Annotated in this window: 15 protein-coding genes; 7 read left to right on the top strand and 8 right to left on the bottom strand. The window is 66.8% G+C overall.

Going from position 1 to position 12819, the window contains the following annotated elements; all coding sequences use genetic code 11:
• Positions 1–43 precede the first annotated feature (43 nt).
• Together K3551_RS17940 and K3551_RS17935 are read right to left on the bottom strand one after the other, a co-directional pair.
• Positions 44–481, bottom strand: coding sequence for an ATP-binding protein (locus tag K3551_RS17940; RefSeq protein WP_259916470.1), 438 nt, complete (start codon positions 479–481; stop codon positions 44–46).
• Positions 478–819, bottom strand: a complete 342-nt coding sequence (locus K3551_RS17935; protein ID WP_259916467.1) for an STAS domain-containing protein — start codon at positions 817–819, stop codon at positions 478–480. Before K3551_RS17935 ends, K3551_RS17940 begins: the two co-directional genes overlap by 4 nt.
• A 91-nt stretch (positions 820–910) precedes the next feature.
• Between K3551_RS17935 and K3551_RS17930 the strand changes: the two genes are divergently transcribed.
• The 5 genes from K3551_RS17930 to pheT all read left to right on the top strand — a co-directional run bounded on the left by K3551_RS17930 (position 911) and on the right by pheT (position 6099).
• Positions 911–2089 carry an acetyl-CoA C-acyltransferase gene (locus tag K3551_RS17930; protein ID WP_259916465.1) on the top strand — a complete coding sequence of 393 codons (1179 nt, stop codon included), beginning with the start codon at positions 911–913 and terminating at the stop codon, positions 2087–2089.
• 79 nt (positions 2090–2168) lie between these two features.
• The gene (locus K3551_RS17925) at positions 2169–2618 is read left to right on the top strand and encodes a GAF domain-containing protein (RefSeq protein WP_259916463.1); all 450 of its coding nucleotides are present in this window, start codon (positions 2169–2171) and stop codon (positions 2616–2618) included.
• Positions 2615–3085 (top strand): MOSC domain-containing protein, encoded by a 471-nt coding sequence (locus K3551_RS17920; RefSeq protein WP_259916461.1) that lies wholly within the window; start codon positions 2615–2617, stop codon positions 3083–3085. The genes K3551_RS17925 and K3551_RS17920 overlap by 4 nt, the downstream gene beginning before the upstream one ends.
• Positions 3082–3561, top strand: a complete 480-nt coding sequence (locus K3551_RS17915; protein ID WP_259916460.1) for a GNAT family N-acetyltransferase — start codon at positions 3082–3084, stop codon at positions 3559–3561. Before K3551_RS17920 ends, K3551_RS17915 begins: the two co-directional genes overlap by 4 nt.
• 144 nt (positions 3562–3705) lie before the next feature.
• The gene (gene pheT, locus K3551_RS17910; RefSeq protein WP_259916458.1) at positions 3706–6099 is read left to right on the top strand and encodes a phenylalanine--tRNA ligase subunit beta; all 2394 of its coding nucleotides are present in this window, start codon (positions 3706–3708) and stop codon (positions 6097–6099) included.
• Positions 6100–6120: 21 nt separating this feature from the next.
• Here the strand turns inward: pheT and K3551_RS17905 are convergent, their stop codons facing one another.
• Both K3551_RS17905 and K3551_RS17900 read right to left on the bottom strand, forming a co-directional pair.
• Positions 6121–6537, bottom strand: coding sequence for a VOC family protein (locus K3551_RS17905; RefSeq protein WP_259916455.1), 417 nt, complete (start codon positions 6535–6537; stop codon positions 6121–6123).
• Between the two features lie 62 nt (positions 6538–6599).
• On the bottom strand, positions 6600–7352 hold the full coding sequence (locus K3551_RS17900; protein WP_259916453.1) for a YafY family protein: 753 nt from the start codon (positions 7350–7352) through the stop codon (positions 6600–6602).
• Positions 7353–7439: 87 nt separating this feature from the next.
• Here K3551_RS17900 and K3551_RS17895 point away from each other — a divergent pair, with 87 nt between their 5' ends.
• Both K3551_RS17895 and K3551_RS17890 read left to right on the top strand, forming a co-directional pair.
• Positions 7440–7835, top strand: a complete 396-nt coding sequence (locus tag K3551_RS17895) for a RidA family protein (RefSeq protein ID WP_259916451.1) — start codon at positions 7440–7442, stop codon at positions 7833–7835.
• 323 nt (positions 7836–8158) lie between these two features.
• Positions 8159–8644, top strand: a complete 486-nt coding sequence (locus K3551_RS17890) for a GNAT family N-acetyltransferase (RefSeq protein ID WP_259916448.1) — start codon at positions 8159–8161, stop codon at positions 8642–8644.
• A gap of 168 nt (positions 8645–8812) precedes the next feature.
• Here K3551_RS17890 and K3551_RS17885 read toward each other — a convergent pair whose 3' ends face one another.
• The 4 genes from K3551_RS17885 to K3551_RS17870 form a co-directional block, all read right to left on the bottom strand.
• The gene (locus tag K3551_RS17885) at positions 8813–10000 is read right to left on the bottom strand and encodes a phenylacetate--CoA ligase family protein (protein ID WP_259916447.1); all 1188 of its coding nucleotides are present in this window, start codon (positions 9998–10000) and stop codon (positions 8813–8815) included.
• Positions 9997–10992, bottom strand: coding sequence for a phosphatase domain-containing protein (locus tag K3551_RS17880; protein ID WP_259916445.1), 996 nt, complete (start codon positions 10990–10992; stop codon positions 9997–9999). The genes K3551_RS17885 and K3551_RS17880 overlap by 4 nt, the downstream gene beginning before the upstream one ends.
• A gap of 244 nt (positions 10993–11236) precedes the next feature.
• Entirely contained in the window at positions 11237–11785 is a 549-nt protein-coding gene (gene thpR / locus K3551_RS17875; RefSeq protein WP_259916443.1) for an RNA 2',3'-cyclic phosphodiesterase, read from the bottom strand.
• Positions 11786–11882: 97 nt separating this feature from the next.
• Complete coding sequence (locus K3551_RS17870) at positions 11883–12728, bottom strand: ABC transporter ATP-binding protein (RefSeq protein ID WP_259916441.1); 846 nt, start codon at positions 12726–12728, stop codon at positions 11883–11885.
• Positions 12729–12819 lie beyond the last annotated feature (91 nt).

Here is a 12819-nt window from a genome sequence, read left to right as displayed (position 1 = left end):
CGGACGGTGCGGGCCGGGTCACAGGTCCGATGCGATCTTGCCTCTACCCGATTTGCAACGAAAAGCTCAGCCGGTTTTTTCCATCCTCCCGCTCATAGATCATGTCATTCGTTAGACTGTGAACGATGAACCACCCGAATCCACCCTCGGGCAGGTCATCGCGGTCCGCGCCCATGTCGGGCAGGGTTCCGGAACTCAGCAGGCTGGGGGGCAGGGGGATGCCGTTGTCGCAAGTCTCTATGGCGAAGCAACCCGGCTTTCGGCTGATCTTGCAGTCGATCCACCCGGCTTCCTGTTCCTCGAAGGCATGTTCGACGATGTTGTTGAGCACCTCGGCCAGGACGACCAGCATGTCTGCGCAACGTTCGCCGCCAAGATCGTGATCGTTGGTCACGGTTTCCAGCCGTTCCAGATGGGTTCGCACGGCCTCCGCAGTGCCGGGAATCCGTTGCCGCAGCAGGGCATGCCCGCCAGAGGTCATGCCGCGTCCTTTCCACTGGACGACCAGGGCAGCGCGTCGTGCATGACAAAGACGCTGTCCATCCGCGTCAGTTTCAGAACCTTGGACACGATCGGCCCGCAACGCGCCAGCTCCAGCTTGCGATCAGGTGGCAGCGATTTCATTGCCGCCACCAGGGCACCCAGCCCACTGCTGTCGAGAAAATCGACCTCATCCATGTCGAGCACGACCCGCCCGGTATGATCCGCCGTCTCACTGCGGAACCGTTCCTTGAAGGAGAGGGCCCCCGCGGCGTCCAGCCTACGGGTGCAAAGCGTCAGGGCGAGCATGTCACCGTGTGTTTCACGCGAGATCTCCATGAAAGCGTCCTTCCACCACGCCGAACGCGGTGGCGCCCCGGCAATTGCTTTGGCAGGCTAGGGCAAGAATCTTACGAAAGGGTAACCGGCCATGGAACAGGTTGTCATCGCAGGCGCGCGGCGCACGCCGATGGGTGGATTTCAGGGGGCGCTGGCACCCGCCACGGCGGCGGAACTGGGGGGCGCGGCCATTGCTTCGGCGCTTGTCGATGCCGGTGTTTCCGCCGCGCGGATCGAAGAGGTGCTGATGGGCTGCGTCCTGCCGGCAGGTCAGGGCCAGGCCCCGGCGCGGCAGGCGGGGTTTCATGCAGGCCTGCCCAAGGAGGTGCCCGCCACCACGCTCAACAAGATGTGCGGATCGGGGATGAAGGCGGCGATGATTGCGCATGACCAGATCGCCCTGGGCCAGACCGGAGTGATGGTCGCCGGCGGAATGGAATCGATGACGAACGCGCCCTATCTGCTGCCCAACATGCGGTCCGGTGCGCGGCTGGGCCATGGGGTGACCGTCGATCACATGTTCCTCGATGGTCTGGAGGATGCCTACGACAAGGGGCGCCTGATGGGCACCTTCGCAGAAGACTGCGCCGAGGCCTATCAGTTCACCCGAGAAGCACAGGATGACTTCGCGCTGCGCTCGCTCCGCCGGGCGCAGGAGGCCATCGCCTCGGGCGGGTTCGACGCCGAAGTCGCGGCCTATAAGTTACAGACCCGAAAGGGAGATCTCGTCATAGCGCAGGATGAACAACCGGGCACGGCGCGGCCCGACAAGATCCCGCATCTCAAGCCTGCCTTCCGCAGGGATGGTACCGTGACGGCGGCCAATTCCTCGTCGATTTCGGACGGGGCGGCGGCGCTGATCCTGGCCTCCGGCGCGGTCGCGAAGGCGGAGGATCTGCCCGTGCGCGCGCGCATTCTGGGCCATGCGTCGCACGCGCAGGAGCCGGGCCTGTTCACCACGGCCCCTGTGCCCGCCGCGCAAAAGCTCCTGGACCGGATCGGCTGGTCCAGGGACGATGTCGACCTGTGGGAAGTGAACGAAGCCTTTGCCGTGGTGCCCATGGCCTTCATGCACGAAATGGCGCTGTCGCCAGAGATCGTGAACGTCAACGGGGGGGCCTGTGCGCTTGGCCATCCGATCGGGGCCTCGGGGGCGCGGATCATGGTGACCCTGCTGCATGCATTGGAGGCGCGGGGGCTCAAACGCGGCGTGGCGGCGATCTGCATCGGCGGGGGCGAAGGCACCGCGATTGCGATCGAGCGTCCGTGATGGCTGGAGAATCAATGGGTGATCCAGGGGTGATCTGCGGGGGATCCGGGTCGGACGTGACGCAGGCAGGGGGCGCGCGATGATCGATTACCCCAGCCTGCACAAGACCGTCGCCGCCCTGACCGAGGGCGAGGATGATGTCGTGGCCCTGATGGCGACCCTGGCCTGCGAGGTGCACCACGCCGACGACCGCTTTGACTGGACCGGATTCTACCGCGTCGTCGGGCCTGAAATGTTGAAGATCGGACCCTATCAAGGCGGCCACGGCTGCCTTGTGATCCCGTTTGCGCGTGGGGTTTGCGGGGCGGCAGCGCGGACCGGACAGGTGCAGTTGGTCGCGGACGTCGAGGCGTTCGAGGGGCACATCGCCTGCGCGTCATCGACCCGGTCGGAGATCGTGCTGCCCGTGTTCGATCGCACTGGCGCGCTGCTCGCGGTGTTCGATATCGACAGCGATCAGCCAGATGCCTTTACCCAGACGGATGCGACAGAGCTGTCGCGCCTGTTGGCGGCGACCTTTGCGCGATGAGAACGCTGCGCGAGTTGATGGCGACCCATGCGCGCCCTGGACGGCTTGACTGGATCGGCCTGCGGCCCGCCCGACGGCAGGGGGTGGTTTCAGTGCCGGATGCGGAGGTGACCGACGCGGGGCTGCAGGGCGACCACGGGCGGGCAGGCAAGCGGGCGGTGACCCTGATCCAGGCGGAACACCTTCCCGCCATCGCGGCGCTTTGCGATGGGGTGGTCACGCCGGAGGTGCTGCGCCGAAACCTCGTCGTCTCGGGGATCAACCTGGCGGCCCTGCGCGGGCAGGTGGTCCAGCTCGGGGCCGCGACGCTGCGGCTGATCGTACCCTGCGCCCCCTGTTCGCGGATGGAGGAGGCGCTGGGCACCGGCGGCTATTCCGCCGTGCGCCACCATGGCGGTTGGTGCGCCGAGGTCGTCACGCCGGGCCACATCGCGCTGGGGGCCGCGCTGACGCCGGGGGCCGCATGATCCGCGCGGCCACCCCTGCCGACCGCGATGCGATCTGTGCGCTGCATCTGGCGTCCTGGCAGGACAGCTACGGCGCGGAATTGCCCGCGGCCTATCTGCGGAATGATTTGCCAAGGGCGATGGCCGAGAAATGGGCGGCCCGACGGTTCGCGCACCCAGAGGTGACGCTGGTGGCAGAGGGCACCGGGCTGGCGGGGTTCGTCTGTGCGCTGTGCGACCGGGACCCGCCCTTGATCGACAACCTGCATGTCCGGCCGGATCTGCGGGGGCAGGGCACCGGTGCGGCCTTGCTGGCCCGGATCCGAGGGGCGCTGGCCGCGATGGGCCACAGCCACGCCTATCTGACGGTGCTGGAATCGAATCCGCGCGCCCTTGCCTTCTATCTTGCGCAGGGGGGCACGGATGGCGGGCCGGTGAGCGATATGTTGGTGGGGCATCCGGTCCAGGCGCGCCGCATCGACTTCACGCTGGGCTGAGGGCGGGGCGCAGCCAGACTTTTCGAAAAGTCTGGTCAAATCCATCGAAGGATTTGATCCCGCCCCGCCGCAGGCGCGCCGGACCCTTCAAACCGCCCGCCCGATGCGCTAGGCGGTCGCAAACCTTTCCGCGGGATCTGAACGATGAAATTCACCCTCTCCTGGCTGAAGCGCCACCTCGACACCTCCGCCTCCGTCGATGACATCGCCGAGGCGCTTACCGATCTCGGCCTGGAGGTCGAGGGCATCGAAGACCGCGCGGCCCGGTTGCGCGACTTTACTCTGGGCTATGTCGAAAGCGCGGAAAAGCATCCCGACGCCGACCGCCTGCGCGTCTGCCAGGTGCAGACCGACGACGGGCTGCAACAGATCATCTGCGGCGCACCCAATGCGCGGCAGGGCATCACCGTGGTCGTGGCCAAGCCCGGCACCTACATCCCCGGTCTGGATACCACGATCAGCGTCGGCAAGATCCGGGGCATCGAGAGTTTCGGCATGATGGCCTCCGAGCGGGAGCTGGAGCTGTCGGACGAACACGATGGCATCATCGAGCTGCCCTCGGGCGAGGTCGGCCAGAGCTTTGTCGACTGGCTGGCCCAGAACGATCCGGCCAAGGTCGACCCGGTGATCGAGATCGCCATCACACCCAACCGACCCGACGCCCTGGGGGTGCGCGGCATTGCCCGCGACCTGGCCGCGCGCGGTCTCGGTGTTCTGAAACCACTGGACAGCCCGGTGATCACGGGCGCCTATGACTGCCCGGTGGGGGTCACCATCGACGCGGACACGCAGGACGGCTGTCCGGTGTTCGCGCTGCGCCTGATCCGGGGGGTAAAGAACGGGCCGTCGCCCGAGTGGTTGCAGGACCAGCTGCGCGCCATCGGGCTGCGCCCCATCAGCTTTCTCGTGGATGTGACGAACTGGTTCACCTACGACCTGAACCGGCCGCTGCACGTCTTTGACGCGGATGTCGTCAAGGGCGACCTGCGGGTGCATCGCGCCGCCGGCGGCGAGACGATCACCGCGCTGGACGACAAGGTGTACACCCTGACCGAAGGGGCGATGGTGATCAGCGACGACACCGGCCCCGAAAGCATCGCGGGCATCATGGGCGGGGCCCATTCCGGCGTCACCGAGGACACGGTGAACGTTCTGGTCGAAAGCGCATTCTGGGACAATGTTCAGATCGCCCTGACGGGACGCGCGCTGAAGATCAGCTCGGACGCGCGGTATCGGTTCGAACGGGGGATCGACCCGGCCTTCACGCCCGAGGGGTTGGACCACGCGACGCAGATGATCCTGGACCATGCCGGAGGAGAGCCGTCGGCGATGGTGATCGCGGGGGCGGTGCCCGACGTGGCGCGCGCCTACAAACTGGACACGGCGCGCGTTGAAAGCCTGGTGGGCATGTCGATCCCGGCGGAGGAGCAGCGCGCCTCGCTGAGCGCGCTCGGCTTCACGCTGGAGGGTGACATGGCGCATGTGCCGTCCTGGCGCCCCGACGTGCTGGGCGAGGCCGATCTGGTCGAAGAGGTGGCGCGAATCGCGTCCCTGACCAAGCTGGAGGGGCGGCCCCTGACGCGCCCCGCGCAGGTGTTGCGCCCCGTGCTGACGCCCGCGCAGATGCGCGAGCGGGTGGCGCGGCGCACGGCGGCCAGCCTCGGCTACGACGAATGCGTGACCTATTCCTTCATTGACCGGGATGCTGCCGTGTTGTTCGGCGGCGGCGATGCGGCGACGCAGCTGGAGAATCCGATTTCCTCGGACATGAGCCATCTGCGGCCCTCGCTTTTGCCGGGGCTGTTGCAGGCGGCGGCGCGCAACCAGGCGCGAGGGTTCGCGGACCTGGCGCTGTTCGAGGTCGGTGCCGCCTTTTCCGGCGGAGAGCCGGGCGAGCAGGCATTGCAGGTGTCCGGCGTGCTGATCGGGCATTCCGGGCCGAAAGACGTGCACGGCAGCCGCCGCGCCCATGACGTCTACGACGCCCGTGCCGACGCGGAGGCGGTGCTGGCCGCCATCGGCGCGCCCGCCAAGGCACAGATCCTGCGCGGGGCCGCCGACTGGTGGCATCCGGGGCGGTCGGGCAAGATCTGTCTCGGGCCGAAGAAGGTGTTGGCGGAGTTTGGTGAGATCCACCCCAAGATCCTCCGCGCGTTGGACGTGAAGGGCCCGGCCGTGGGCTTCACGATCTTCCCCGGCGAGGTGCCCTTCCCGAAGGCCAGCGGAGCCTCCAAGGGGGCGCTTGCCCTGTCGGACCTGCAAGCGGTGGAGCGGGACTTTGCCTTTGTCGTGGCCACGGACGTCGAGGCGCAGAAGCTGGTGCAGGCGGCGCAGGGGGCGGACAAGTCCCTCATCACCGAGGTGCGGATCTTCGACGAGTTCCGGGGTGGATCGCTGGGCGAGGGGCAAAAATCGCTCGCCATGACCGTGCGCTTGCAACCGACCGAGAAGACCCTGACCGACAAGGAGATCGAGGCCGTCGCGGCCAAGATCGTCGAGAAGGTCACCAAGGCCACCGGCGGCGAGTTGCGCGGCTGACCAGGTGGGCGCGCGGCGGCGTCAGTCGTCGCGCCCCGGCTCCTCCGGGTTGCTGGAAAACAGCGCGATCTTGTTGCCCTGCGGATCGCGGAGATACCCCACGTAGAAACGCGGCCCATAGGCGGCGCGAAAGCCGGGCGCGCCGTCGTCCGCACCGCCCGCTGCCCGCGCGGCGGCATGCAGGTCGCGTACCTGTTGCTGGGTTGTCGCCTGGAATGCGGTCATCGCGCCGTTGCCCGCTGAGGCGGGCCCGCCGTCGAAGGTGGGTTTGACGTAGAAATCGGGCAGGGCCGCCGATTGGCCCGGGATGGGCGGGAGGACGTAGCTCAACCCCTCCGGTCCTTCGTCCGACAAATAGCCCAGGGCGGGCAGGAACGCGGAATAGAACCGCTTTGCACCGGCAATATCGTCGGCCCCGACGGTGACATAGGCGATCATGGGGCGGATCCTCCCGAACAGGGTGACGGTCACGGGGAACCTAGGGGGCCGGAGCGGTTGGCTCAATGGCTGCGCCGGGACGTCGGGACACCGGACGATGGGGGCGGCGGCGTATAGGGGCGCACGTCCCCTTCCCACGGGACATGTCTGCGCCGGAACGATGTGCCGGCGACGCAGGCCGGGTTGCTGATCCGGTCCATGCGAAAATGGCGGAAACCGTCGCGCGTGGGATCCCAACTGACCAGATACCACAGAGGTTGCAGGATGAGCATGGCCTGCGGTTCGACCTGCCGCCGGGTATGGGCCCCTTTGGCATCGCGATAGTCGAAGCACAGCAGTTGCCGGTCCAGAAAGGCCGCCTCGAAGGCGGGCAAAAGGTCCGGGTCGATGGGCCCCAGATCCGACAGGTCCTGATGCGGCGAGATGCAACCGATGTGCATGCATTCCAGAAACCGCCGCAGGTCGCGCACCTTGTCCGAGGGCAGCGCGCGTTCGATCTTGGCCAGTCCCGTGTCGGCCAGGTCAGAGAACGGCAGATTTTGCCCCGCACGCATGGCGGCCACGCTGATCAGCAGGGCAAAGACCTCGGCCACGGACAGCCGGGCGGTGGTTTGCATCGACTGCGGGTCCAGTTGCACCCCGCCGCCGCGACCGCATTCGGAATGGATGACAAAGCCCTGATCGCGCAACGCGGAGATGTCGCGCAGCAATGTCCGCCGCGAGGCCCCGACCTCCTGCGCCAAGGCGTCGATGGTCGCGCTGCCCTCGCGGCGCAGGCGGCGGACGATGGCGTCGTGGCGGTGCCGGATATTCATTTTCGCCGTTCCCCGTATTTGGTGCCAGTTTTTGGCACCGTTGAGATCTAGGACCGTCTCAGAGACATCAACAAGAGGAAAACGACGATGCAACGCACCCCTGTGAACCCCTGGGATTGGTCGCTGAAGCTGGGCTACAATCAGGCCGAAGTGATCGAAGGCCCGTCCCGTCAGGTGATCTGCGCCGGTCAGACGGCGGTTGACGGCCACGGTGCCCCGCAGCACCCCGGCGACATGCGCGCCCAGATCGCGCTGGCACTGGACAACCTGGAGACGGTCCTGGCCGGGGCGGACATGACGCTGGGCAATGTCATCAAGCTGGGCGTCTATGCGACCGATGTGGACGCGGCACTGAAGAACTTCGACCTGTTTGGAATGCGGTTTGGCCGGTTCCAGGTGGCCCCGCCGATGACTCTGCTGGGGGTGACCCGTCTGGCGATTCCGGGCCTGATGTTCGAGATCGAGGCGACGGCAGCGGACTGAGTTTGCCGGCCTTGTACAAGGGCCGCGACGGGCGCGAAACGCGGGTCGGCCCCATGGCCGGCCCGCGGCTGTTTCGGGGCGGACCCGGGGGGCACCGGGCATCCGGGTGCCTTGCCGGCAAACCCCCAAGGCAGGGTGCGGCCATCCCATCCGGCAATCTGGCCGGTCCCGATCCGGTCGACGATCCAACTGTCCATGCCGATTGCGCAGACCGGGCGCAGGTATCTGTCGCCCGCACCCCCGGTAGGCCAGGCACCGGTCGCGCGGCGATCTGGCCCCGCGCGGCCTTGGCCGACGGAGTGCTTTTGGGCTAGCGTCAGCGGATGCACACACTCCGACACGCCCGCGCCGAAGACGCCGATCGTTGCCATGCGATCGAGGTTTCGGCCTACGCAAGCAGCGCGGCGGCGACACGAGAAAAGATCCTGAAACGGATCATGCTGTATCCCGAAGGTTTTCTCATACTGGAGGCAGAAGGGCAGATCGCGGGTTTCATCAATTCCGGCTGCGCCGATCAGGTCGTGTTGTCGGACGAGGCCTTCAAGGAGCTTGTCGGACATGACCCCGATGCCCCGAATGTTGTCATCATGTCGGTCGTCGTCGATCCGGCGCAGCAGGGCAGGGGGCTGTCACGCGCGTTGATGTCCGCCTTCGTCGAACAGATTAGACAGAGGGGCAAGCGCGAGATCCACCTGATCTGCCGGGATCATCACGTGCCGCTTTATGAAAGGTTCGGATATCGCTATGTCCGGCCCTCTGCCTCTGACCACGGGGGAATGGCCTGGCATGAGATGTGCATGACGTTGTGAGCGGCCTGGATACTGGGCTTTCGTCATGTGTCCCCGGACGGCCATGGCGCGCCACCATGTCAGGCGGGCGGGCGTGATGCCCGACCCATGATCGGTCGATGACATCGTCGGATTGGCGGGGACCCCGTTCAGGAAACGGCGTCCCCGCGGCCTTGGGGCATGTACACCTCAGTCGTAGACGCGTTGATCGTCGATGACCTTGCCGTCGTTGGGCAGGCTGTCCACGCGGGTCACACGGCCCCTGAGCTTCAGCAGTTGAACGACCGAGGTGGACCAGGCCGCTTCGTCGCCGCCCTCGGCCTCGACCGCCACGTCCATCGCATCCATCTCGCCCTCGCGGGTGACGGTGACGCGGGCGGCGCGGATTTCGGGGTGACGGGCGACGAATTCGGCGACCTGTTCGGGGCGCACGAACATGCCCTTGATCTTGGCGGTCTGATCGGCGCGGCCCATCCAGCCCTTGATCCGGGTATTGGTGCGCCCGCAGGGCGACGCACCCGGCAGGATCGCAGACAGATCCCCGGTCGCGAAGCGGATCAGCGGATAGTCGGGGTTGAGCGAAGTGACGACAACCTCGCCCACCTCGCCCTCGGCCACCGGGTCGCCGGTGCCGGGGCGGACGATTTCGACGATGACGCCTTCGTCGAGGATCATCCCCTCCAAGGCGGGGCTTTCATAGGCGATATTGCCCAAATCGGCGGTGGCATAGCATTGCAGGCAGGCGATGCCCCGGTCGGCGTATTCCTGGCGCAGCGACGGGAACAACGCGCCACCGCCCACAGCCGCGCGGGTGATCGACAGGCGTTCGCCCATCTCGTCGGCGCGGTCGAGGATGATCTTCAGGTAGTCGGGCGTGCCCGCATAGGCGGTGGTCGACAGATCGACGGCGGCGCGGACCTGCAGGTCGGTCTGGCCGGTGCCCGCAGGCAGGACGACGGCGCCCACGGCGCGCGCGCCGCTTTCAAAGATCATGCCGGCGGGGGTCAGGTGATAGCCGAAGCAGTTCTGCACGATGTCCGACGGCCCGATCCCGCAGGCATGCAGGAACCGGCCCATCCGCCACCAGTCATGGGACACGCCACCGGGTTCATAGATCGGGCCGGGCGACTGAAAGACATGTGCCAGGTTCGAGACACGGATGCCCCCGAAGGGACGCTGCGCCGCCTGCCAGTCCGACAACTGCGATTTGCGCAGAACCGGCAGACGGGCGAGGTCGGACAGATCGGTGATCTCGGCCTCGGGCAGGCAATTCCCCTGGCTTTCGGTGACCTGGTTCAACTGGGCCCTCAGGGCCACCAACTGTGCAGCGGTTCGTTCGTCCGAAGAGCGCGTCTCCAGGTCGTCGTAGTGCTTCATTCAAGCCCCCAATGGTGTCTGGCCCCGTCAAACGACGGCGCGTGAAAGCATGGCACGCCCATGGCTTCGATTTCCTTGATTGCCGCGGCATCGTCGTCGCCTACGCCCGGCGCGGATTCGCGCAGCGCCACACCCTTGATCCGGCCCGGATGGCGACGCGCGGCATCAAGGTAGACAAAGGCGTCCTTCTGACCGCTGTCGCCCATCAGGTAGGCGGGCAGGTCGGGGTTGGCGCGCAGGATTTCGTCAATGGCATTGCCCTTGTGGGTGCCGTGGCTTTTGCCGACGCCTTCGTCGGTGATGCCAAGGTCGCGCAGAAACATCGGTCCGCGCGGCAGCTCCTGCCGGGTGAAAAGCGCGTCAAGGAACCCGTGCAGGTTCCACGGAGAGGACGAGACGTAGAAAACCGGGTTCATTTCACCGGCGATCATCGCCTGCATCAGGTGCTTGGCATCGAGGTGCGCCTCGCGCGTCAGGGCAGAGCCGGTGAAGGTGGTCCAGAGGTTGCGGGCAAGGCTGTGCGCCCCGGTCTCGATCATCGTGTCGTCGATGTCGGAAATGATCATATGCTGCGCCTCGGGCCCCGGAACGCGCACCGGAAACGGGGTAAAGGCACTCTCGTCGGCGCTCAGGCGCACGGGCACATCGGTCCAGCCCGGCGATGCGTCACGCTGGACGATCAGGCGGACATATCCCTCTGTGTCCGAAGTCGCCTCTGTTCCCGCGGCAGAGACGGGAACATCCGCGACCTCGTCGGTGACGAACAGGCGGATCATCTGGCGCACATTGGTCAAGGTCGATTGCGCGGCTTGGGGATCGTTCTTGCGGATATGGCTGAGAACGCGGCCCCGCAGAACCAGGCCCTCGGGGGCGGCATAGCCGAAGTAAGGCTCCAGAACCGGGGTGGAATCGTCCTGATCCCCGATGCGTTCGAGCAGGGTTTCCGCCTTGCGGGCAAGGGGCAGGGCAAGGGATTTCAGCGCGCTGGTCATGGCTTTCTCCGAATCGTTGGGCTTGGCTGTCAACGCGCGGCCCCCCCATTCGGTTCGACCAGGGACAGATGGACGCGGGCGCAGGGCGCGCGGCCGGTCCCCTTGCGAAGATCCATCGCCCGACGCGCGGCGGCCGCGTTCCCTGTGCCCGCGCGGACGGTTTCGCGCCGGCAGGCGTCGATCGACCACGTAGGGATGATCGTGCCACCTGGACCCGCATGGGGCCGGACAGACCTGCGCCCGGTCATGCCATGGCCCGTATCGGATAGCTGCTCAGGACATCGTAGATCGGTCCCTCGGGTGTCAGCTGCGACGCCCAGAGCGTGACCTGAGTGGCCGCGACGCCGGGCAGATCGGCACGCCCCAGACCCGACAACGCACGGGTCAGCCGGGCCGGATCGGCGGGGGCGCTGGCGGGATAGCGCAGCAGCGTGACATGCGGGCGGAACCGGTCGCGCGACAGGTCGATCCCGGCGGCGCGCGCGGCGCGGCGGACCCGGTCGCGCAGATCGGCCAATTCGGATGTTGGTCGAACGTCCAGCGCAACCCGGCGCGCCCGCTTGCCGCCGAAGCTGGACCAGGCCACGGGGTGCAGGGTGACGGGGCGAAAGATCGCCAGGTCCAGGGCGTCGTGCAGGGCCTCCAACTGCGGCTCTGACTGGTCGTCCAGAAAGGCGAGGGTCAGATGCAGGTCGTCGACCGGCACCGCCCGCCCACCGGACAGGACGCCCTGGGCGCGCACCAGCGGGGCGATCCATGGCTCGGGCAGGGGAAGACCTACGAAGGCTCTCATCAGGTGGTCACCGTGCGCGCGGTCATGTGGTGGCCGTGGACGACGGGCCTGGTCCCCGGATTAGACCGCGGGTCGCGGCTGAGCGCGCCCTCGCGGGTCACGACAGCCACCGTTTGCGGCGGCGATAGGACCGCACGTCGCGGAACGATTTGCGGCCCTCGTCGGACATGCCCAGGTAGAATTCCTTGACGTCCGGGTTTTCCCGCAGGGCCTTGGCCGGGCCGTCCATCACGACGCGACCGGATTCCAGGATATAGCCGTAGTGCGCAAACCGAAGCGCCACGTTGGTGTTCTGCTCGGCCAGCAGAAAGCTGACGCCCTGTTCTTCGTTCAGCGATTTCACGATGCCAAAGATTTCCTCGACGAGCTGCGGGGCCAGGCCCATCGACGGTTCGTCCAGCAGGATCGTCTCGGGGCGGGCCATCATGGCGCGACCGATGGCGCACATCTGCTGTTCCCCGCCCGAGGTATAGCCCGCCTGGCTTTTGCGCCGCTCCTTCAGTCGGGGGAAATAGGTATAGACCATCTCCAGGTCGTCGGCGGTCGCCTTTGACCCGTCCGACCGCGTGTAGGCCCCGGTCAGCAGGTTTTCCTCGACGGTCAGATGCTCAAAGCAATGCCGTCCTTCCATCACCTGCACGACGCCGCGCTTGACCAGATCGGCGGGGCTGAGATCCTGAATGCGTTCCCCGCGATACACGATGGACCCCTTGGTGACGTCGCCGCGTTCCGACCGCAACAGGTTCGAAATCGCCTTGAGCGTGGTGGTCTTGCCCGCGCCGTTGCCGCCCAGCAGGGCGGTGATGCCGCCCTTGGGGACCGACAGGCTGACGCCTTTCAGCACCAGGATGACGTGGTTGTAGATCACCTCGATGTTGTTGACCTCCAGCAGGTCCTCGCCTTGCTGTTTGGTCTTCTCCGGGGCCGGTGCGGTGTCGAGCATGGGGACCTCTTTCAGGGGTGCGATCCGCATGCGGGTCTTGCCGCCTGCGGGGCAGGGATCTTGGGCGGTGGCGGGCCGCGCCCGGGTTGTG

Source organism: Jannaschia sp. M317, from assembly GCF_025141175.1.
Taxonomy (GTDB): domain Bacteria; phylum Pseudomonadota; class Alphaproteobacteria; order Rhodobacterales; family Rhodobacteraceae; genus Jannaschia.
Note: the sequence above shows the minus strand (reverse complement) of the source record. Positions and strands in the feature narration are given on the sequence as shown.